Origin of the sequence: Novosphingobium sp. ZN18A2 (assembly GCF_036784765.1) — a bacterium.
In the GTDB taxonomy this organism is placed as follows: Bacteria; Pseudomonadota; Alphaproteobacteria; order Sphingomonadales; family Sphingomonadaceae; genus Novosphingobium.
On record NZ_CP136651.1, the window covers coordinates 3,197,512 to 3,218,648 of the forward strand.

Genomic DNA, 21,137 nt, shown 5'->3' on the forward strand with positions numbered 1-21,137 from the left:
TCTCGCCGGACCGCAAGCTATCGTAGACATCGGATCGAATTCGATCCGGCTCGTCGTGTTCGGGGGCGCAGCGCGCGCGCCCGTCGTCCTCTACAACGAAAAACTGATGGCCGGCCTTGGCCGCGGCGTGATCGATACCGGGGCGCTGGACGCGGAAGGCATCGCGGTGGCGCTGGCAGGGCTGGAACGGTTCGCGGGGCTTCTTGACGGCATGGACCTGTCCTCGCTGCGCGTGGTGGCGACGGCGGCGGTGCGCGAGGCGGCGAACGGTCCCGACTTCGTGGAGCAAGTGCGCGCGCTGGGCCTGCCGGTCGAAGTGCTGGACGGCACGGGAGAAGCGAACGGCGCGGGTTATGGCGTGATCGCCGCGATGCCCGATGCGGACGGGCTGGTCGCCGACATGGGCGGCGGCAGCCTGGAACTGGTTCGGGTGCGCGATGGCGAGGTCCACCGACAGGCATCGTTCGCGCTGGGCGCATTGCGCGTCGCCGCGATCCGCGCCAGGGGCAAGCCCGGCCTGAAGGCGGAGGTGGAAGCCGCGCTGACGTCGCTCGAATGGCTGGACGAATGCCGGGGCAAGCCGCTCTACATCGTCGGCGGCACCTGGCGCTCTCTCACCCGCGTCCACATGGACGAACGCAAGTTTCCGCTTTCGGTCATCGGCAACTACACCTTCCCCGCGGAAGACGTGAAGCCGCTGTTCGCCGCGGTGGAAGCGATGGACAAGGCGGACCTGAAGGCAATCCCGCAGGTGAAGACGCCGCGCATCCCCTATCTGGAAGACGGCGCGGCCCTGCTGAACGCACTGGTGGATATCATCGGCCCCGGCGCGATTGCCGTTTCCGCCTATGGCCTGCGCGAAGGGTTGCTTTACGAATCGCTCACCCCCGAACAGCGTGCGCGCGATCCGCTGATCGAAGGCGTGCGCTATCTTACGCAGGCACAGCAGCAATTCCCCTTCTACGCCGAGGCACTGCACACCTGGCTGGACGGGCTGTTCCCGGACGAACCGCCGCAATGGCGCCGCCTGCGCCAGGCCTCCGCCCTGCTTCGCGGCACCGGCTGGTCAAGCAATCCCGATTTCCGCGCGCTGGGCGGAGAGGAACTGGCCCTGCACGGCGCGTGGACCGGCGTTACGCCCGCCGACCGGGCCATGATGGCGGCGGCCCTGTTCGTCGGCATGGGCGGCGGTGGAGGCGAGCCGGAAATTCTTTCACGGCTGGCAGGCGACAAGGAACTGGCGCGCGCGCGGGCATGGGGATACGCGATGCGCCTTGCACAGCGCGTGTCCGGCGGCGCACCCGCCACTTTGCGGCGCACGGCGGCGACGTTGGAAAAGGGCCAGTTCGTCCTTTCGATTCCCCGCTCGCTCGACGCGCTGGTTGACGCAACGCTGGAACGCCGCATGGCGCGCGTGGCCGATGCGCTGGGCGCCAGGACGCCGCGCATAGACTTTACCGACTGATCGGCGAAAGCTGATCCACCGGAAATTGCACCAGACCGCCTTCCCTCGCTGGACAGGCGCCGCGGGTCTTTGCCATGACGGCGCCCATGTGGACGCTCCACCATTTCGCCCTCTGCCCGTTCAGCCGCAAGGTACGCCTCCTGCTCAGCGAGAAGGGCGTCGCCTACGAGCTTGAGACAGAACACCCGTGGGACCGGCGCGAGGAATTCTTCGCGCTCAACCCGGCGGGCCGTACACCCGTGATCCGCAACGACGAACGCGGCGTGACGCTGATAGACAGCCGCGCGATCTGCGAATATTTTGAGGAAACGGTCGAAAAGGCGCCGATGATCAACGGCACCGCCGCAAACCGTGCCGAGATTCGCCGTCTGGTGGCCCTGTTCGACGAAAACTTCTTTGCAGACGTTACCGCGCCCCTGATGGGCGAGAAGATGCACAAGCGCCTGTTCCTGCGCCAGCCGCCCGACAGCCGTATGCTGCGCGAGGCGATGCGCCTGGCGGACGAGCATCTGGACTATATCGATTACCTGATCGACAACCGCCCCTGGATCGCCGGCGCGACAATGAGCCTGGCCGACCTTGCCGCCGCCGCGCAGGTATCGGTCGCCGATTACCTGGGCGGGATCGACTGGTCTGGCCACGAACAGGCGCGCGGCTGGTATTCCGTGTTCAAGAGCAGGCCCAGCTTCCGCCCGCTGCTGTCCGAACGCATGGGCGGCATCCATCCGCCCTCGCACTATGCGGAAGTGGACGCCTGACCGGCGGGTTTCGTGCCAAGGTTTAGCGGTCAGGCCGCGGCGCGCTCGCCAAAGCGGCCATGCTTGCGATAACGGGTCATCCACCGGTCGAGGAACAGTGACAGCGGACGCGCCTTCACGCCCAGGTCGCCAAGGCCGGGCAAGGTGCCGCCCGCCACGTTTCCGGCCTGCAGCAAGGCCCACTGGTCACGATTGATCGGTGTGCCGGGCAGCGCCGCGATCAGGCCCGAAACACCGTCGGGCAATTCCACGAACACCCGCTTGCGCCCCTGCGCCGCCGCGATCCTGCGGTTGAGCTCCAGCATCGTCAGCACATCAGGGCCGGCCAGTTCATAGGTCTTGCCGCCGTGCGAAGCCGGATCGGCCAGCGTCTGCGCCACCGCTTCGGCGGCATCGTCCACGAACAAGGGCTGCAGCTTCGCCTGCGGGCCGAACACCGGCAGAACCGGATAGGTGGAAATCAGCCCCGCGAACATCGTGACGAATTCGTCGTCTTCGGCGAACAGGACGGAAGGACGCAGCACCGTCGCCTTGGGGAAAGCGGCGAGCACCGCGGTCTCGCCCTCGGCCTTCGTCCGGGCATAGCCGACCGCAGAGGACGCATCGGTGCCGATTGCCGAGACGTGAACATAGGCGGAAACGCCCGCATCGCGCGCGGCGGCGGCCACGCGGCCCGCGCCTTCGCCCTGCAACGAATCGAGATCGCCCGCGAAAGCCCCGACAAGGTTCACCGCAGCGTCCGCCCCGGCGAACGCCGCGGCAACCGTTTCCGGCTTCGTCACATCCACCCGGCCGAACTGGACCTGGCCCAGGTTGGCAAGCGGCTTCACCCGCCACGCCTTTTCCGGATGCCGGCTGCAAATGCGCAGCCGCGCCCCGCGCGAAAGCAATTCCTGCGCGATATGCGTGCCGAAAAAGCCGCTGCCGCCGATCAGCGTAACGATCCTGCCTTCGAGATCGCGCGTGGTCTTGCCCATCGAATCGCCCGTTCCTGCTGTCATTGATCCAGGGGCAAGCACAAAACCGCGTCGGCGCCTGCCCGTCACCAAGCGCCTTTGCACATGCGAAGGGCGCTTATCAATGCCCTCGATCAACCGGGATGGCCCCTTTCGACGCGCAAAGGCATTTTGTGCCATTGACAAAGCCCGACGCCCCCCGCTATCGGCGCGCTCCTACCCGGCGAGCGGACATAGCCGTATCGCCCCGTGCCCAGATGGCGGAATTGGTAGACGCACCGTCTTCAGGTGGCGGCGCTCGAAAGGGCGTGGAGGTTCGAGTCCTCTTCTGGGCACCATTTGTTCTCATCAGAACGTTCCAAAACATTGCAGAAATGGCGGAATTCTGCCATTCTTGACCTCTAGCGCAGAAAGCGAGGTCTTGTTTTGTTCCGCTTTGTTCCAACGTCTCTGGGGGCCTCGGCTGGGGGCTCCAGCCCAAAAGGCCCCAATTTGCAAAAAAGTGAGGCCCCCAAATGAGCCTCAATGTGCAGGAAATCAAAGGCTTCCGGGCTGCCGACAAATCGTACAAGAAATACGACTCGCGGGGGCTGCTGCTTCTGGTGAAGCCAAACGGCTCCAAGCTCTGGTATTTCAAGTACCGCTTCGGCGGGAAGGAAAAGAAGCTACCCATCGGCGCGTTCCCAGAGGTCAGCCTGTCGCAAGCGCGCCAGCTTCGCGACCGAGCGCGGCTCAAGGTTTCGGATGGCATCGATCCGATGCTGGAGCGGAAGCGCAAGAAGGCCAGGATCAAGTTAGGTGCAGAGAACACCTTCGAGGTCATCGCCAACAAGTACATCGACGAGAAGATGGTGCCCGAAGGCAGGGCAGAAGCCACGCTGCGCAAGGCGCGCTGGTTCCTCGACCTGCTCAAGCCCGCGATCGGCAATATGCCAATCAACGATGTCGATCCGCAGTTGATGCTGGCGGCGCTCAAGAAGCTCGAAGCCAAAGGCAATCTCGAAACTGCGAAGAAATGCCGATCCTTCGCAAGCCGGGTGTTCCGGTATGGAGCCGCGCTTGGCCAGTGCCAAACCGATCCAACCTCGATCTTGCAAGGCGCACTGGTGACGCCAAGAGCACGGCATTACGCGGCTATCCTCGAACCCGAGAAGTTGGGCGGGCTGCTTCGCGCTATCGATGACTTCGAATGCTACCCGGCTACGAAGTTCGCGTTGAAGATTGCACCGCATGTCTTTGTTCGACCCGGTGAGCTTCGCCATGGCGAATGGAACGAGATCGATTGGGACAAGGCCACCTGGACAATTCCGAAAGGCAAGATGAAGGCGCGCCGGACCCATGTGGTGCCGCTGTCACGGCAGGTGTTGGAGCTGTTTCGAGAGCTAAGATCGATTACCGGCAGCAAGGGCTACATCTTCCCGGCGTTCCATACGCGCCAGCGCCCGATGAGCGAGAATACCATCAACGCGGCATTTCGCCGCATGGGCTTCACAAAGGACGAAGTGACGGCACATGGCCTACGCTCAACGGCTTCGACCATGCTCAACGAGAGCGGGCTCTGGCACCCGGATGCCATCGAAAGGGCTCTCGCGCACGGCGACAGTAACGCTATCCGAGGCGTGTACAATCGCGGCAATTACTGGGATGAGCGTGTGAAAATGGCTCAGTGGTGGAGTGACTATTTAGACAGTCTTCGGCATCGGGATTAGCGGCCGTGGGGCATGTGCAACGGCGCGCCACCAAGCGTGCGACTTAATTGTCGCTATCTAAAGTCGTCGAAACGACCGCATTCTTGCAACAGGCTGATTGCAGTTTGCAGTCGGTCAGGTGTCGGAACCGGAACTCCGCCAACCGAGGCTCCGGGAGTTAGCGTCCAGCCCCCTTCGTCCATCACGATCCGTAAGCGCAACAGTGAAGCGTCCCGGGTTTTCCGGAGGCTCCTATTTGTGAGAAGGAGCCACAATGAGCGCTACAAGGAACAAGTTTTCGCCTGAGTTTCGCGACCGTGCGGTACGGATGGTGGAGGAGCATCGGGGAGATTATCCGTCAGAGTGGGCGGCAATGACCTCGATTGCCGGAAAGGTCGGCTGCACGACCGAGACGCTGCGCCGCTGGTGCCGCGAGGAGGCGAGCCGACGAGCGGGACCAGCGGCGCAGGCCGCCAGTGACCGGGATCGGGTCAAGGCGCTGGAGCGCGAGGTGAAGGAGCTTCGCCGGGCCAACGAGATCTTGCGTAAGGCCTCGGCATATTTTGCTCAGGCGGAGCTCGACCGCCACGGCAAATGGTGATGTCGTTCATCGACGCTCACCGGGGTGAACTGGGTATCGAGCCGATCTGCCGCGAACTGGCGGTCGCCCCGTCCTCCTATCACGAACATGCTGCCCGCCTTGCCGATCCCGGAAGGCGTCCTGCCCGTGCCCAGCGGGACGACGATCTCATGGAAGACATCAAGCGTGTCCATGAGAACAGGTTGGCTTCGCCGCCCTTCGGGTCGGCCTCTATGGCACGCGCAAGGTCTGGCACCAGTTGCGGCGCGAAGGCATCGCTGTAGCCAAGTGCACCGTGGAGCGGCTGATGCGGACCATGGGGCTGGCAGGCGTTCGGCGGGGCAAGACGACGGTCACTACCGTCAGCAACCCGAAGGCGCCATGCCCGCTCGACAAGGTCAACCGCGAGTTCCGCGTCAGCCGGCCCAACGCCCTGTGGGTGGTCGACTTTACCTATGTCCACACCTGGGCCGGGTTCGTCTACGTCGCCTTCGTGATCGATGCCTATGCCCGGCGTATCGTGGGCTGGAAGGTCAGCACCAGCGCCACGGCGAACTTCGTTTTGGATGCCCTGGAGCAGGCGATCCACGCCCGCAGACCCGGCCCCGATGACGGCCTGATCCATCACAGCGACAGGGGCGTGCAATATCTGGCCATGAACTACACCCAGCGCTTGGCAGAGGCCAACCTCGTCCCGTCCGTTGGCAGCGTCGGCGATAGCTACGACAATGCCTTGGCCGAGACGATCAACGGTCTCTACAAGGCGGAAGTGATCTGGCGGCAGCGGTCATGGCCGAGCGTATCGGCTGTTGAAATGGCAACCCTGCGCTGGGTCGACTGGTTCAACAACCATCGCCTGTTCGGCCCCATCGGGCACATCCCACCCGCCGAGGCCGAAGCCAATTACTATGCAGCCAGAGGGAACCTCGATATGGCCGCATGACTCAAATGAAACCGCCTCCGGAAAACCCGGGACGCTTCACAAAGCAGGTACCACCAATTGAAATCTAAAATCATTCGGTTGAGGTGGATTCACCGACATGTTATGGAATAACTAGAGACACGGTGGCATAAAAAGAGAATCAAATCATCCCATATGGAGCTATTCAGGGCCAGCAAGAGGGTCATTGATTTATATAGGTGGCAGAATATATTTCACATCAAATACATATACTTAATTATTGTTTCCTCTTCTGGCACCATCTACCTGCTCGCAGGTAAGCTAGATTGTTTCCGCGCCGACTTCGGCACCCCTATAGCGAAGGTGCTTGTCCGGCAGCGCAAAGGCGCGCGCAAGGTGCAGGTGTCGCCATTGTCCCCGGAACTCCCATTCCAGGCTGAGGCCGATCCTGTGCCATCCTGCCTTGCGGAAGGCGCGCAGGGAGGGTTTGTTGGACCACCACACGAATGCGACAGCCCGCGCCGCTCCGTTTTCGAGATAGCGCGCCGTCGTGTGATCGATCAGCGTCACCGCCAATCCCTTTCCGCGGTCGGCCTCTTCGGTAACGACGTCCATGATCGCGATCTCGTTCGCTTTCAGGGGCCAGGTTGCGTCGCGGGTGTATTGGGCTGCGTCCGCATAATGGATCACCGCCTGCGGACGCCCGTCGCGGCCAATTGCAAAGCCGCCGAGCCCCGCGTCGCGATAGGTCAGCGCGTTGCGCACTTTCGCGGTGTCGCTGCAGGCAAGAAGCGCCGCGATCGCATCGTCGACGGGGCTGATCGCCTGGCCCGGCTGCAACTGCGTGCGAACCGAAGGATCGGCGCGGGCGACGATCCAGTTTATGCGATAATCGCTGACGATGCGGTTCGCCAATCGCCTTGCGAGACGTTTCACGCCCGCTCAAGCCCGCAGAAAGCGCCGCATCCGCGCAAGCGCGCCGTTGCGCTGCGCAAGCGTTTTGCCCGCCGCGACCGAACGATCGAACACCGCCAGCGCGCCCAGCAGCAGGCGGCTTGAGAGGGTACGCTTCAGCAGGAAGAACGAGCAGGCATCGACAAAATCCGTGCCGAACAATTGCTTGTGCGCGCCTTCGCCTTCGGTGAAATCGAAATAGGTATAGCGTTCCTCTGCAAACAGACGGCGAAGCGCCTCCATTTGCAGCACTGTGCCTGCCGACAGGTTCGCGCGATCGGGATCGTAACCGAGAAAGGCGTAAGTCACGACGTTGTCGATTACCGGCAGGAAAAGATAGCTGACGGGCGCGTCGTTCAGGAACAGCAGGTAGGCGCGCAGCCTGTCAGCCCCGGCAAGTGCGCGCATTTCGTCCACGAATGCTTCGTCTTCGGGCAGCCCGGCGTCGAGCAGGCGCGCCTGGTACGTCTTGCGCGAAAGCGGCATGGCGTCGACCAGGAATTGGTCAAGTTCGTCCGGCGTGCGATACTCGCGCACGTCCAGCGTGCCGCCGCCCAGATCCTGTATCTTGCGGCGCTTTCGATTAAGCGTGGAACGCGCCCGCGAAGAGAACCGGCCAAGGTAACCTTCATAGGTGCCCGCCATGTCGATGTAGAACCGGCGATAGACGTGCAGCCCGCCCATAACGAAGCCTGGATGATCCGCCACGATCGCGGGAAGCATCGCGCGTGGCACCGAATGTACGCGGTATCCTTCGCGACCATCTTCCAGTTCGGGCAGGCAGGCGGCGGTTCCGGCAACGAGTTGGGAGAGGCCGAACGCCACGGTCTGCAATGGCCTGCGCATTTCGGCGATCTTGCGCGATCCGATGACGAAGCGGATCGAAACGTCTCCGGCGTTCATCGCGCACCGTAAAGCGCGTTGGCGACAAGCTGTTCGGAAAGGCGCTGGCCGGTCCGCAGGAAGCCGGGCGGCAGGACCGGCGTGTACTGGCGGCCCTGCACGGCCGGAGGGCGCCGGGCAAACGTGGCGCTTTGCGCGCCGTCCAGCCTTGCCAATCCTTGGCAGAAGCGTTCGAAGCGGTGCTTCACGATGCGGTTCGCCCGCAGTCGGTCGCGGCTGAGCAGTTCGAAGCTGTGCGACACGATGGTGAAGCTGTCCACGCCGCCCTGGACCGCGTGATTGATGGCGGCCAGCATCTCGCCGCTGCCAAGCGCGGTGACCTGCGCGTGCCGAAGCCCCTCCCCGCGTGTGCCGATGCAGCCGACCGGCACTTCCACCACGCCTTCGTGCATCATGGGCTGGCGGTCTTCCGGCCCAAGCGAGATGTCGCACAGCGAACCGGCAATGCCCGGGCAATGGCTTGTGTCATAACGCAGGCCCAGTTCCGCAAGTGCGCGCAAGGTGTCGTCGTCCGCGCCATAGTTCCCGGCGCGGAAGGCGACGGGAAACGGCGCGCCCGCCCATTGCAGAACGCCCGCGGCATAGGCGATCAGTTCGCACTGGTCGTCGAACGCGAAGTCCTTGATATTCGTCCCCGTGCGCCCGTCCAGCGGATTGGCCGGGCCGGCAAGCGCAAGCCATTCGGTATGAAGGTGCAACTGCACGTCGTGGCCGCGCGAAACGATGGGGCCGACGACATCGGCAATCGCTTCCACCCCCCACAGCAGCGCGGGCATGGGATCGACGAAGAACACCGCCTTGATCCCGTGGCGATCGAACACGTCCATCTGATAGCCGATGCCCACTTCCCCGCCGGGGGTGTCGCAGCGGATGGAGCGGGCGAATGCCTCTTCCCGTCCGTGTGCGGCGAAGGCGGCCGAATATTCGGTGTCGATGGTGATATAGACCGACGTCATGGGCCGTGGGACCGATCCGAAAGATGCGGCGCGGTTGCCCCGCGCGCGATAGAACACGGTTCGTGGTATCGGCGCCGGGTTAATTCCGCGTTTCCTTGCACCGTTCCTTGTACCGTTTGCTGGGCGGATTGGGACGACGGGGCGAAGTGCTGTATGCTGCGCGCATGAAACCCAGCCGCAGGGGAGACGCGACGTGACCGACGAGACCACTCCGCCGCCATCGGGCCAGCAGCCGTCCGGCGGCTTCGATTTCAACCGGCCGACGGTTATCGCGCTTTTGTATATCTTCTCCTTCGCCACCGGGATTTCGGGCATCGTGGGCGTGATCCTGGCCTATTCGTGGCGCAACGAGGCGATGGAGCCGTGGGAGGAGAGCCATTACACATACCTGATCCGCACCTTCTGGATCGCGCTGGCCGGCACCATACTGGGCATGGTGCTGATGATCGTGCTGGTGGGCGTGCTGGTGATCATGGCGGCCGCGGTGCAGATGCTGGTGCGCAGCGTTTTCGTGATGGTGAACGCGCAGAAGAAGGCGCCCATGCCGCACCCGGAAACGCTGGTGGCCTGAAGCGCCATCGGCAAGACAGGCCAGGCGCGGTGCGAGCGCCGGAAATGCGGGAATCCTGCCCGCCCCGCAAAGCGATTGTGCCCTACCCGATCAAGCGATAGGTTCCCATCCGCGGGCCGATTCCAGGCGCCACAAAGGCGATGCCGGCCCGCGATCGAGAGGAGCATTCGCTATGAACCAGCCTGAACATTCCGCCCAGAATCCGCCACCGCCCACGCTGGGCATCGCCCTGCTGATATGGCTGGGCGTGATCGTTGCGATCATCGGCTTCGTGGCCATCGGCTATGCCCTGTCGCTGGTGCCGCTTTATGCCGGGTTCACGCTGGTCTGGTACTGGGCGAATGTCGACAAGCTGAGCTTCACCTTCGCGCCGGCGACCGTGGTCGGCGCTGTGGCCGGGACGGCGAATGCATGGCTGCTGCAATGGGCGGCCGCAAACCACAACACCGCGCTGATCGTCGCCGCGCTGGCGATTTTGGCGGTGGTGCTGCTGTTGAGCATCATGGAACGCGCGCAGATTTTCGCCAACGCGTCCTATATGCTGTTCGTTACCGTCGCCTGCGCGCCGCTGCTGCAACAGGGCGAAAACTTCGTGCAGGTGATCGAGACGATCCTGCTGGGCGCGGTCTATTTCGGCGGACTGGTGTGGATCGGCATGAAGGCGTTCGGCGGCAGCAAGACCGAACAGGCCGCCGAAGAGCGGCTGGGCGTGGAAGCCTGACGGGCACAGAGCGCACGTAAAACGGCACCGACAGCGCGCAGGCGGGCACCTCAGCCCGTCGGTTCGCTGGCGGTGGACGGTGCAGCAGACGGCGATGCGGCGGGTGCGCCGCCGGTCGTGCCCTGGTGCATCGCATCCTGATTCATCGCGCCCTGATTCATGGCGTCGTTGTTCATGCCTGCACCGTTCGTCCCGGTGCCATTCATTCCGGTGCCGTTCATCGCGCCCATCGTGGCGGGTGCGGCGTTGGCGGGATCGCCTACAGGCTCGTTATAACCGCGCGGGATCATCGAGACCATCAGCGCCACGACCAGCACCACGATCAGCGAGCCCAGCACCCAGACCCAGCGCTTTCCGCTGAGCGGCAGTTCTTCATCTTCGGGTTCCACGGGATGACTCCTTTATCGGTTCTATCCGGCATTCCCTGTCGGGATCACGCGATCAACGTGCGGGGCGGCGGGGTTGTTCCGACGCGCGCCGCAGCGCCCGCCCGTCCGTTCTCGCGAGGTTCAGGGAGAATGGGGCAAAGCCGGATTCGTCCTTGGGGAGCGCCGCCCGCGCCGGTCACGCCATGCGCGCCGCGCGGGAGCGAACAAGGAAAGGCCCGGAAAATGGCCGCGACAACAGCATCCCCCCTGCCGGCCGGCGCCGCGCCGCCGAACGATGGCGAGCCGCATGACGGCGTGCGCCGCAGGGACTTTATCAACGTTGCCGCGATAAGCGCGGCGGGCGTGGGCGGGCTAGTAACGCTCTATCCGCTGATCAGCCAGATGGCCCCTTCGGCCGACGTGCTGGCGCAGAGCACAACCGAAGTGGACATATCCTCGGTCCAGCCGGGGCAGGGCATCGTCGCCAAGTATCGTTCGCAGCCGCTGTTCCTGCGCAAGCTGACGCAAAAGGAGATCGCGCGGGCGAACGCGGTGCCGCTTTCGGAACTGCGCGATCCGCAGACGCTGGCCGAACGCACCAAGCCCGGTCACGAGGAATGGCTGATAACGATGGGCGTATGCACGCACCTTGGCTGCGTGCCGCTGGGCATCACGTCAGACCAGGACCGCGGCGACTATGGCGGCTATTTCTGCCCCTGCCACGGATCGCAATACGATACCGCCGCCCGCATCAGGAAGGGTCCCGCGCCGAAGAACCTTGTGGTGCCGGATTGCGTGTTCAAGACGCCGACCGTGGTGAAGGCGGGGGTGAAATCGCTGACGGCGGCGTGATGGGGTGGCAGTTCAATCTCGCTGGGAGAACCGAAGCCCGATTGTCAAATGAGTCAATCTTCTACGTAGAGTTGATCGCTGATCCCAAACACCACAATCGGACAGCCACCCCCAGAACCACCACGGAGACGTGGCAGGAGCTTTCCCATGTGTGTTGTCGAATTTCCGTAGCTGGATCCCTTACCCAATCTATTGAAAATCACTTGCAATTCTGAACACCTGGTAATGATAACCCCAACATCAATCACTTGAAGGTCAAACAAAAGTCTGAAATTGTTCAAATCGCGATCGTAGAACGGATCTTTATTGTTCCATTCCACCTCAATCGCAACTCGATCCTTAAAACAATCAACAGCGTGGGTCGGAGATTCGGTTGCCTCGCCATCAACTACGATTGAGGTTGCAAATTGCCTCTCGGTCCAGCCCGCTTCTTTTAGAGGCTTCTCAAGCCGAGCCACGATAGAAGATCGATTGCCCCCTGCGGCGACGACTTCGCTACGCAAAAGCCGAAAGATTCGAAGAGCGTTTTGAATTTCGTCCCACTCGTTTGGGCAAGCTGTCGCCAGAATGCCAACGGCGTTGCGCCATTCATGCACTTCATAGAGAGCGACAATGTCAGGCGGGACAAGATGATCAGTTGTCACTGCTTATTCTGCCGGAATCGCCGTAGCACTGTTATAGCCGTAAGTCGCCCAATCAGGGGCATAACTATCATCTGCCTGGTTGCCCCAAACGGTCCAGCCTTTACGCTTACCTCGGCTGAACAATTCGATGCGTGGCCCCCAACTACATTCCTCAATAATCTTGTATTGTTCGTCAGGTTTGCGGCTGTGTTCGCGCTTTCGACTCTGGATCATATTCACCTGCCGACGTCCAGCATCGAGCGTACGCGCATTCTTTCCACGTACACCGAACAACAGGAGTTCGGTCACGTTACGAAAATAGAAGCCTACTCCGCGACCGTCTGACCCGCCGTCTTTCCGCACTTTGTGCCAGACAATGTTGGAAACATAGCGAAAGCCCCACGCCTCCATTACCTTGAGGCCATCAGGTAGCAACGCGTTAGGTACCCACATATATAAATGCGACGGATCAGCGGCAATTTCCTGCACTGGCAAAGCGCAAATTTCGTCAAGCGTCATCGTTCCATAGCGGTTGAGACGCTTGTGTTCGGGTGCAACCTTGCCAGTGCGGTTCTGAAACTGCCACGGTGGATCAGCAAGAACTGTCCCGAACTGCTTGCCACGCGCAGTTCGAATAAGATCAAGATGCGCGGCGAGTGGACCATCTGATGAGAACATAACGAGATCCTATGCACATGCTGTGCATGGGTCAAATTGTTTATTTGCCACCCTACTCCGCCGCGATTCCCGCCTTCGAGAACATGTCCTCGCCGTCGTCCTCGCCCGCGTCGTCTACAACGTCGTTGGCCTTCGCCTTGCGGCGGCTGTCGAAGCTGGACCACACGTCCTGCCAGTTGCCGCGCGTTGCGCCCTTCGAATATTCGGTGGCGCGCGTTTCGAAGAAGTTGGCGTGTTCCACCCCGTTCAGCAGCGGGGTCAGCCACGGCAGCGGGTGATCCTCGATCATGTAGATCGGCTGGAAGCCGAGCTGGCCCAGCCGCCAGTCGGCGATATAGCGGATGTAGCGCTTGATGTCCTTGGCGCTCATCCCCGGAACCGGCCCCATTTCAAACGCCAGGTCGATGAAGGCATCTTCCAGCCGCACGGTCTTCTGGCAGCAATCGATGATGTCTTCCTTCACCGCCTTGGTCAGGCAGTCGCGTTCGGCGGTAAAAGCGTGGAAAAGGCGCGTGATGCCTTCGCAGTGCAGGCTTTCATCGCGCACCGACCAACTGATGATCTGGCCCATGCCCTTCATCTTGTTGAAGCGCGGGAAGTTCATCAGCATGGCGAAGCTGGCGAAAAGCTGCATCCCTTCGGTAAAGCCGCCGAACATCGCCAGCGTGCGGGCGATATCCTCGTCCGATTCCACGCCGAATGTGTGCATGTAGTTCGCCTTGTCGGCCATCTCGGTATAGTCAAGGAAGGCCGAATATTCGGCTTCCGGCATTCCGATGGTATCGAGAAGGTGCGAATAGGCGGCGATGTGGATCGTCTCCATATTGGAGAACGCAGCCAGCATCATCTTCACTTCGGTCGGCTTGAACACGCGGCCGTATTTTTCGTGATAGCAATCCTGCACTTCCACGTCCGCCTGCGTGAAAAAGCGGAATATCTGCGTGAGCAGGCTGCGCTCATGCTCTGAAAGCTTCTGCGCCCAGTCGCGGCAATCCTCGCCCAGCGGCACTTCTTCGGGCATCCAGTGCACCTGCTGCTGGCGCTTCCAGAAATCGTAGGCCCAGGGATATTCGAACGGCTTGTAAACCTTGCGGGCTTCGAGAAGGGACATGGGCTTTTCCTGTCAGCGAGTGTGCGGAAGCGGGGTGAAGGGAACGGGCGCGAAAGCAATGCGCGCACGCGAAAGGGCGGCGCGCGAAGGCACCGCCCGTGCGAATATCTGTTGTTTGCAGGTTGGGCGAAGCGCCCGCGGGCGCCGCGCGGTTATTTCCAGAACCAGCCGGGCTTTATGTTCCGCTTCGCGCGGTTGCGGAACATGACGATGTACATCCACAGCCCCGAAAAGCTGAAGAACACCATCACAAGGCCCGACAGCACAGAGATCGCGGTGCCCAACGGCCCGAACGTCTCGCCCGAATGCAGGTGATGGAACAGGCCCACCATGCTGCGGATGCCGCCGGCATCGGCGCGCGGGGGCAGGCAGCGCCAGCCTTCGGGACACGCGAACCCGGCGGGCGGCGCGGGCGGCGCCGCGGCTTCCGTTCCCGCCGGCCACAGGACCGCGACCTGGCTGAGCACGCCGGTTACCGCGATCCACAGCAGGAACACTCCGAAAAACACTGAAATCCAGCGGTGCCACTTGCGCATCGACCATCACTCCTTGCCGGTCATTTCTCCGGCGCGCAGCCAAAGCCGAGCGGACCGGCAAGGTCCAGTCACACAGTGTCGCAAGGTGTAACGCACGCGCATTCATGCGGCGAACTCCCGAAAGCGCGGGAGGATGCCGCCCGCCATCACTGGCAGGCGAGGCATTCCTCGTAATCGGTTTGCTGCCCAAGCTCGTACTTCGCGGCCTCGGGCGTGTTGTCGGCTTCCACCCCGCCGGCGAACCCGGCGCGCTGCACCGATTTGGAGCGGAGGTAATAGAGCGACTTGATGCCCTTTTCCCACGCCTGGAAGTGCAGCATGGCCAGATCCCACTTGTCCACGTCGGCCGGGATATAGAGGTTCAGCGACTGGGCCTGGTCGATATAGGGCGTGCGGTCCGCCGCGAATTCCAGCAGCCAGCGCTGGTCGATCTCGAAGCTGGTCTTGTAAACCGCCTTTTCCTCCGGCGAGAGGAAATCGAGGTGCTGGACCGAGCCGCCGCGCTCAAGGATCGAATTCCACACGTTGTTGGAATCCTTGCTTTTCGATTGCAGCAGCTTTTCAAGATAGGGGTTCTTCACCACGAAGCTGCCCGACAGCGTCTTGTGGGTATAGATGTTCGCGGGGATCGGCTCGATGCAGGCGCTGGTGCCGCCGCAGATGATGCTGATCGACGCGGTCGGCGCGATCGCCATCTTGCAGCTGAAACGCTGCATCATGCCCATTTCGGCCGCGTCCGGGCACGCCCCGCGTTCCTGCGCGAGCATGATGGAGGCTTCGTCCGCCTTCGAACTGATATGGCGGAACATCTTCATGTTCCACGCCTTGGCCATCGCCGTTTCGAAGCCGATGCCCTTCTGCTGCAGGAACGAGTGGAAGCCCATCACGCCCATGCCGACAGACCGTTCGCGTGCGGCCGAATACTTGGCGCGGGCCATCTCGTCCGGTGCGCGGTCGATATAGTCCTGCAGCACGTTGTCGAGGAAGCGCAGCACGTCTTCGATGAAGAGCTTGTCGGCGTTCCATTCGTCCCAGGTTTCCAGGTTGAGCGACGACAGGCAGCACACCGCCGTGCGGTCGTTGCCCAGGTGGTCGCGCCCGGTGGGCAGCGTGATCTCGCTGCACAGGTTCGAGGTGGAAACCTTCAGGCCCAGTTCGCGGTGATGCTTGGGCATCATGCGGTTCACCGTGTCCGAGAACACGATGTAGGGCTCGCCCGTGGCCAGCCGCGTTTCGACCAGCTTCTGGAACAGGCTGCGCGCATCGACCGAGCCACGCACGCTGCCGTCGCGCGGGCTTTTCAGCTCGAACTCGGCCCCGTCGCGCACCGCTTCCATGAACTCGTCGGTCAGCAGCACGCCGTGGTGCAGGTTCAGCGCCTTGCGGTTGAAGTCGCCCGAAGGCTTGCGGATTTCAAGGAACTCCTCGATCTCGGGGTGCGAGATGTCGAGATAGCAGGCGGCCGAACCGCGCCGCAGCGACCCTTGCGAAATGGCAAGCGTCAGGCTGTCCATCACGCGCACGAAGGGGATGATGCCGCTGGTCTTGCCGTTAAGGCCCACCGGCTCTCCGATGCCGCGCACCGCGCCCCAATAGGTGCCGATGCCGCCGCCGCGGCTAGCCAGCCACACGTTCTCGTTCCAGGTGCCGACGATGCCTTCCAGGCTGTCGTCCACCGAATTGAGATAGCAGCTGATCGGCAGCCCGCGCCCGGTGCCGCCGTTGGACAGCACGGGCGTTGCCGGCATGAACCACAGGTTGGAAATATAGTCGTAAAGCCGCTGCGCGTGTTCGGCATCGTCGGCATAGGCATCGGCGACGCGCGCGAACAGGTCCTGATAGGTTTCGTTCGGCAGCAGGTAGCGGTCGTCCAGCGTCTCTTTCCCGAACGCGGTCAGCTTCGCATCGCGCGCGGGATCGGTGACGATGTTGAAACGCCGGGCGTTGATCGTCTTTGAATCGCTCTTCGGTTCGGCCGCGACAGCCGCCGCTGCGGCCGCGCTCACGCCCGCCGCCATGGCGTCTACCAGCGCCTCCGATCCCGAATCCTTCGCATCCATGTTCATCGCCGCACCTGTCTTGTCCGCAACGGCCGCATCCGCGTCGGCGTTATCCGATGCCTTGTCCGGCGCCCGCGTCTCTTTCGGCCCCGTATCGGTTGCCGACATTGCCGCTTCGTCCAGATCCGTCGCATCGTGCGCCACCGAACCGTCTCCAGCCCTGAAATCCATGCCTGCCCCGCCTTTCCGGGCGCCGCGCAAACCGCGCCGGACACCCTTGTGATCCCTGTTTCGCGCGGAACGCCGGAATGCCCGATGTTCCACTTGTGTTCGAATCGGCGAAGGAAGCCGACCCTAGCACCAAACCCGTCTGGAGATGCGAAAACTTATCCCCAGATGCACTGTCCCGGCCGGACCGCGGCGCCCCTTTCGCAGGACGCACGCCACCGTTCGCACCCCAAAGGGTGCGTGACCGCCCCAAACAAGGTTTAGAGGTCCCCCGTCATTCCGACCACTACCCATAGTGCCTTTTCGTGAGTCGGACGCAAGAGGGTAAATGCGGGATTGACGGTGCGGTTCGTCGTATGTGCGATTCGTTTCGTCGCACCCCGCACCATGCTGCAAGGCCGCGACGCGTGGACCGAGCAAGGCTGGCGGGTTGCGCAAGGGGGTATTTGGCGTTCCGAGATTTTTTTTGCACGCCGCGTCTAAATTGTGGACAAGGTCGCATCGAACCGGAGCGACGACAGCTCCGGCGAAGGGAGAAAATACAATGATCAATATCCTGTCGACTGTCCTGTCCGGTCTGGTGATCGGCATCCTTGCCCGCTTCTTCTATCCCGGCGCGGTGGAGATGGGCTGGTTGCTGACCATCGGACTGGGCGTTGCCGGTTCGCTGCTGGCCGGGCTTGTGACCACGCGCGGCAAGATGAACCAGGGCTTCCACATGGCCGGCTGGATCGCCTCGATCATCGGCGCGATGGTGCTGATCTTCGTCGCGCGCCTTATCGGCCTGGGCTGACGGGCCACCTGCGAAAGGGAACCCCGCAGGAAAAACAGGGGCGGCCCGCGCCGGCTTCGTCCGCAGAACCGAAGCCGGCGCGGGCCGATACCGCAGGCAGGATCGGGGGTTCAGCCGGCGGTAAGGGTCTTACCCGTGGTAAGCGCGACTTCGGTTGCGCCCTGCGATGACCGGGCCAGGCGCACCATGTCACGGTCGGCCTGGCGGTGCAGGCGGGCAAGCGTCACTTCGTCCGCCGCGAACACGATGTTCGCCCGCACGCTTTGCATGGAACTGCTGCTGCGCGGCATCGGCTCTATCCCGGAAAGGCCGGCCACGGCGTTCAGCGCCGCACGGTCAAGCCGCGAACTGCCCGAGGTGCGGCGCAGCACCACATCGACCGGCGCGCCGTCCGCGCCGACGCGGAAGCTGATGGAGGCATAACCGGATTCAGGCCCGTTGCGCCCGAAATAGCTCGGATAGCGCAAGTTGGTGTCGATCGCCCCGGAAACGTCGGCGACCCAGGCGGCCAGCGTGGGTCGGTTGGCCTCGATTTCGATAGGGGTGCGTCCTTGCGCCGCCACTTGCACGGGCGAAAGCAGAACGACGGCAGAAGCCGCCACAAGGGCGTATTTCATCGCAACATCCTTCCCATTTTGTTTTTGCCGGCCGCAACCAAAAACGGCGCGAAAACGCGCTTGACGAGTTTAGTAGCGGCCGAAGGGGGGATGGCATGCGTTCTGCGGACCACGCGCTGTCCCAACCGGAACAGCAACATTAAATTGCCCACTGGTCAAGAGCGCCGCAATTTACCGTAAGCTAAAACCCTGATGGTCGATGTAAAATTTTTCGACACCCGGTCGGATACTGTACCGGAAGCCTGCATTTTCCACGCGGTCCCAGCCCGGTCCGCCAATCCCGGTCGTTACGGAAACGCGAGTCGGCCGATGATGGGGGTGCGGGGTGGACGCGCACAATCGCCCACCCGCCTGCCAAATAGTGAGGCGAACTTCAGATTTGGGCCACCAGGGTCTGCGGGGATTCAGGTCAGGCCGCCTGTGCCTCTTCCGGCATGTACTTGAGCACGTGTCCGGCGAAATCGACATCCTGCCTGTTCGCCGCGCCATCGATGGCAAAGCCGGCATAGCCCTTGTCCGCCACGTCGTCGCAAATGTCGCGATAGGCGTGGACCCCGCCAATGAAGGGCATGAAGATGCGCGGCTTGCCCGGTATGTTCGCGCCCAGGTACCAGGAATTGGCCTGCATATAGACCGTCGGTTGGGCAAATTCGTTGCCCATCGCCACCCAGCCCTGTTCGAACTCGGGCAGCGGCTCGACCTCGCCCGCACCGCGCTTTTCCATCTCGGCCAACAGCGCGGCGATCCATTCCACGTGCTGTTCGATCGAGGTGACCATGTTGGACAGGACCGAGGGGCTGCCCGGGCCGGTGACCATGAACAGGTTGGGAAAGCCCGCGCTCATCAGCCCCAGATAGGTGAGCGGCCCGCCTTCCCACTTGTCGTTCAGCGCCAGCCCGTCACGCCCGCGGATGTCGATCCGGCTCAGCGAACCGGTCATGGCGTCGAAGCCCGTCGCCAGGACGATGGCGTCGACGTCGTATGTCCCGCCAGTGGTGCGCACGCCGGATGACACCACCGTTTCGATCGGCGTGGCGTTCAGGTCCACCAGATCCACGTTGTCGCGGTTGTAGGTCTCGTAATACTCGATATCGACGCAGAGCCGCTTCGACGCGAAGGGATAGCTGGTCGGGCACAGCAGCTCCGCCACTTCGGGATCGTCCACGCGTGCACGTATCCTGTCGCGGACATAGCCGGCGATCCGGTCCGCCGCGGCAAGGTCCAGCCCGCTGTCCGGGTGCGAGCCGACGAAGCCCACCAGCCCGCCGACCGCCCAGCGCCGGTCGAGATCGGCCTTCAGTTCTTCCGGCGTGGATGCCAGCACGGGCTTTTCCGTCGGCGGCAGCACGCGCGACGCGCCGACCAGCGAATGCCGCGCCTCCTTGCGCATTTCGGGATAGACCGCCTGGATCTTCGCGTGGTCTTCGTCCGTCAGCGGGTGGTTGTGCGCGGGCACCGCGAAGTTGGGCGTGCGCTGGAACACGGTAAGCCGGTCCGCCTGCCGGGCGATGTGCGGGATGGACTGGATCGCGCTGGACCCGGTGCCGATCACCGCCACGCGCTTTCCGGTAAAGTCCACGCCTTCGTGCGGCCACTGGCCGGTCATGTAGATCGGGCCGGAAAAATCGTCGAGGCCGGGGATGTTCGGCCGGTTGAACGAAGACAGGCAGCCCGTGCCCATGATGCAATAGTGCGCGCTGTAGTGTTCGCCCTTGTCGGTCTCGATCGTCCAGCGCTTGCTGTCGTCATCCCACCTTGCGGACGTTACCCGCGTCGAGAAGGCGATGTCCCGGCGCAAGTCGAACCGGTCCGCCACATGGCGCAGGTAGGAAAGGATTTCGGGCTGCGCGGCATAGCGTTCGGACCATTTCCATTCGCGTTGAAGGTCTTCGTCGAACGAATAGGAATATTCGAAGCTCTCGATATCGCAGCGCGCGCCCGGATAGCGGTTCCAGTACCAGGTGCCGCCCACATCGTCGCCCGCTTCGATGACGTGCGTGGAAAGGCCCATCTTGCGCAACGTGTGCAGCATATAGAGGCCGGAAAACCCGGCTCCAACAACAAGAGCGTCAACCGTTCGCGCTTCCGCGGGGCGCCCGTTCCCAGTGCGCTCGTCCATTGCAATTCTCCCGATCGTATCGTTTGCGCTATCATGCGATAGGCAGGCCGGTGAGTCCAGCCGATGCAACAATGCGAAGGGGATGGCTTGGCCCGCGCCGCCTCGTCCGCAGAACCGAAACCGGCGCGGGCCGCTACCGCAGGTGGAAGCCGGGCTTCAGCCGGCGGTAGGAGCAGCGCTTGTCGTCAGGGCAATTTCGTTCCTGCCCTCGGAAGTGGCTGCCAGCCGGGCCATGTCGCGCCTTTCCTCGCGTGCCAGTTCGGCCAGAGTCACCGCGTCCGCCGCGAACAGGATATTGGCGCGCACCTTGCGCGCGACGCCAGCGGTCGCGGGCAGCGGACCGATGTTCGTCATACCCGCAACCGCAAGCATCGCCGCGCGATCGAGGCGCTTGTTGCCCGTCGAGCGGCGCAAGGTCACATCCACCGGCGATCCGTCCGCACCGACGCGGAAGGTGATCGAAGCGTATCCGGATTCAGGGAGAGCGGGGAAGCTGTCCAGAGGATAGCGCAGATTTTCGTCGAGCGCCTTCGATACATCGGACACCCAGCCGGAAAGCGTCACGCGCGGCGCCTTGATCTCGATGGGAGCCCGATCCTTCGCAAGCGATTGCCCGGGCGCAAGCAGAACGACGGCGAACGCCGCCAGGTGAGCATAATTCATCGCAACATCCTTCCCGTTCATGTTGAACCGGCCACAACCGATCGGGCGCGATAACGCGCCAAACGATCACATTGCGGCCGAAGGGGGGATGACGTG

20 protein-coding genes, 1 tRNA gene, 1 pseudogene and 1 other annotated feature are annotated in these 21,137 nt (G+C 62.9%); of the genes and pseudogenes, 9 read left to right on the top strand and 13 right to left on the bottom strand.

Annotated features, from left to right (window positions below; genetic code table 11):
- Positions 1–55: 55 nt before the first annotated feature.
- Together RXV95_RS15275 and RXV95_RS15280 are read left to right on the top strand one after the other, a co-directional pair.
- Positions 56–1,465: a Ppx/GppA family phosphatase gene (locus RXV95_RS15275; RefSeq protein ID WP_338468584.1), complete on the top strand. Its 1,410-nt coding sequence runs from the start codon at positions 56–58 to the stop codon at positions 1,463–1,465.
- A gap of 86 nt (positions 1,466–1,551) precedes the next feature.
- Complete coding sequence (locus RXV95_RS15280; RefSeq protein ID WP_338468585.1) at positions 1,552–2,223, top strand: glutathione S-transferase family protein; 672 nt, start codon at positions 1,552–1,554, stop codon at positions 2,221–2,223.
- Positions 2,224–2,252: 29 nt separating this feature from the next.
- Here the strand turns inward: RXV95_RS15280 and RXV95_RS15285 are convergent, their stop codons facing one another.
- Positions 2,253–3,224, bottom strand: a complete 972-nt coding sequence (locus tag RXV95_RS15285; protein ID WP_338466879.1) for a complex I NDUFA9 subunit family protein — start codon at positions 3,222–3,224, stop codon at positions 2,253–2,255.
- A 206-nt stretch (positions 3,225–3,430) separates the two neighbouring features.
- On the opposite strand from RXV95_RS15285, the gene RXV95_RS15290 reads away from it, so the two are divergent.
- From RXV95_RS15290 to RXV95_RS15300, 3 genes and pseudogenes are all read left to right on the top strand, one after another.
- A tRNA-Leu gene (locus RXV95_RS15290) sits at positions 3,431–3,517 on the top strand.
- Positions 3,518–3,694: 177 nt separating this feature from the next.
- A complete protein-coding gene (locus RXV95_RS15295) occupies positions 3,695–4,888 on the top strand; it encodes an integrase arm-type DNA-binding domain-containing protein (protein ID WP_338466880.1) in 1,194 nt (397 codons plus the stop codon).
- Between the two features lie 253 nt (positions 4,889–5,141).
- A pseudogene (locus tag RXV95_RS15300) lies at positions 5,142–6,390 on the top strand (IS3 family transposase).
- Positions 5,423–5,537 (top strand) — a sequence feature (AL1L pseudoknot). (Overlaps the previous pseudogene by 115 nt.)
- Positions 6,391–6,669: 279 nt before the next feature.
- On the opposite strand, the gene RXV95_RS15305 reads toward RXV95_RS15300, so the two are convergent.
- Genes RXV95_RS15305 through RXV95_RS15315 form a run of 3 tightly spaced genes read right to left on the bottom strand, consistent with a single transcriptional unit; the run spans position 6,670 to position 9,161 of the window.
- On the bottom strand, positions 6,670–7,284 hold the full coding sequence (locus RXV95_RS15305) for a GNAT family N-acetyltransferase (RefSeq protein ID WP_338466881.1): 615 nt from the start codon (positions 7,282–7,284) through the stop codon (positions 6,670–6,672).
- Between the two features lie 6 nt (positions 7,285–7,290).
- Positions 7,291–8,205, bottom strand: coding sequence for a GNAT family N-acetyltransferase (locus tag RXV95_RS15310; RefSeq protein WP_338466882.1), 915 nt, complete (start codon positions 8,203–8,205; stop codon positions 7,291–7,293).
- Positions 8,202–9,161 carry a hypothetical protein gene (locus tag RXV95_RS15315; protein ID WP_338466883.1) on the bottom strand — a complete coding sequence of 320 codons (960 nt, stop codon included), beginning with the start codon at positions 9,159–9,161 and terminating at the stop codon, positions 8,202–8,204. Before RXV95_RS15315 ends, RXV95_RS15310 begins: the two co-directional genes overlap by 4 nt.
- A gap of 193 nt (positions 9,162–9,354) precedes the next feature.
- Here RXV95_RS15315 and RXV95_RS15320 point away from each other — a divergent pair, with 193 nt between their 5' ends.
- Positions 9,355–9,732: a hypothetical protein gene (locus tag RXV95_RS15320; RefSeq protein ID WP_338466884.1), complete on the top strand. Its 378-nt coding sequence runs from the start codon at positions 9,355–9,357 to the stop codon at positions 9,730–9,732.
- A 172-nt stretch (positions 9,733–9,904) separates the two neighbouring features.
- Positions 9,905–10,453 carry a hypothetical protein gene (locus RXV95_RS15325; protein WP_338466885.1) on the top strand — a complete coding sequence of 183 codons (549 nt, stop codon included), beginning with the start codon at positions 9,905–9,907 and terminating at the stop codon, positions 10,451–10,453.
- A 50-nt stretch (positions 10,454–10,503) separates the two neighbouring features.
- On the opposite strand, the gene RXV95_RS15330 is transcribed toward RXV95_RS15325, so the two are convergent.
- Complete coding sequence (locus RXV95_RS15330; protein WP_338466886.1) at positions 10,504–10,842, bottom strand: hypothetical protein; 339 nt, start codon at positions 10,840–10,842, stop codon at positions 10,504–10,506.
- Between the two features lie 222 nt (positions 10,843–11,064).
- Here RXV95_RS15330 and petA point away from each other — a divergent pair, with 222 nt between their 5' ends.
- On the top strand, positions 11,065–11,673 hold the full coding sequence (gene petA / locus RXV95_RS15335) for a ubiquinol-cytochrome c reductase iron-sulfur subunit (RefSeq protein WP_338466887.1): 609 nt from the start codon (positions 11,065–11,067) through the stop codon (positions 11,671–11,673).
- A 53-nt stretch (positions 11,674–11,726) separates the two neighbouring features.
- Here petA and RXV95_RS15340 read toward each other — a convergent pair whose 3' ends face one another.
- The 5 genes from RXV95_RS15340 to RXV95_RS15360 all read right to left on the bottom strand — a co-directional run bounded on the left by RXV95_RS15340 (position 11,727) and on the right by RXV95_RS15360 (position 16,852).
- Positions 11,727–12,317, bottom strand: coding sequence for a BglII/BstYI family type II restriction endonuclease (locus RXV95_RS15340; protein ID WP_338466888.1), 591 nt, complete (start codon positions 12,315–12,317; stop codon positions 11,727–11,729).
- 3 nt (positions 12,318–12,320) lie between these two features.
- Positions 12,321–12,974 (bottom strand): MT-A70 family methyltransferase, encoded by a 654-nt coding sequence (locus tag RXV95_RS15345; protein WP_338466889.1) that lies wholly within the window; start codon positions 12,972–12,974, stop codon positions 12,321–12,323.
- A gap of 52 nt (positions 12,975–13,026) precedes the next feature.
- Entirely contained in the window at positions 13,027–14,085 is a 1,059-nt protein-coding gene (locus tag RXV95_RS15350; protein ID WP_338466890.1) for a ribonucleotide-diphosphate reductase subunit beta, read from the bottom strand.
- A 152-nt stretch (positions 14,086–14,237) separates the two neighbouring features.
- Positions 14,238–14,621, bottom strand: a complete 384-nt coding sequence (locus RXV95_RS15355) for a PepSY domain-containing protein (protein WP_338466891.1) — start codon at positions 14,619–14,621, stop codon at positions 14,238–14,240.
- A gap of 146 nt (positions 14,622–14,767) precedes the next feature.
- Positions 14,768–16,852: a ribonucleoside-diphosphate reductase subunit alpha gene (locus RXV95_RS15360; protein WP_338466892.1), complete on the bottom strand. Its 2,085-nt coding sequence runs from the start codon at positions 16,850–16,852 to the stop codon at positions 14,768–14,770.
- A 541-nt stretch (positions 16,853–17,393) separates the two neighbouring features.
- Here RXV95_RS15360 and RXV95_RS15365 point away from each other — a divergent pair.
- A complete protein-coding gene (locus RXV95_RS15365; RefSeq protein ID WP_338466893.1) occupies positions 17,394–17,642 on the top strand; it encodes a GlsB/YeaQ/YmgE family stress response membrane protein in 249 nt (82 codons plus the stop codon).
- Between the two features lie 110 nt (positions 17,643–17,752).
- Here the strand turns inward: RXV95_RS15365 and RXV95_RS15370 are convergent, their stop codons facing one another.
- The 3 genes from RXV95_RS15370 to RXV95_RS15380 all read right to left on the bottom strand — a co-directional run bounded on the left by RXV95_RS15370 (position 17,753) and on the right by RXV95_RS15380 (position 21,041).
- The gene (locus tag RXV95_RS15370; RefSeq protein WP_338466894.1) at positions 17,753–18,259 is read right to left on the bottom strand and encodes a TonB family protein; all 507 of its coding nucleotides are present in this window, start codon (positions 18,257–18,259) and stop codon (positions 17,753–17,755) included.
- A gap of 409 nt (positions 18,260–18,668) precedes the next feature.
- Positions 18,669–20,378 carry an NAD(P)/FAD-dependent oxidoreductase gene (locus RXV95_RS15375; protein WP_338466895.1) on the bottom strand — a complete coding sequence of 570 codons (1,710 nt, stop codon included), beginning with the start codon at positions 20,376–20,378 and terminating at the stop codon, positions 18,669–18,671.
- 156 nt (positions 20,379–20,534) lie between these two features.
- Positions 20,535–21,041, bottom strand: a complete 507-nt coding sequence (locus RXV95_RS15380; RefSeq protein WP_338466896.1) for an energy transducer TonB — start codon at positions 21,039–21,041, stop codon at positions 20,535–20,537.
- Positions 21,042–21,137: the final 96 nt, after the last annotated feature.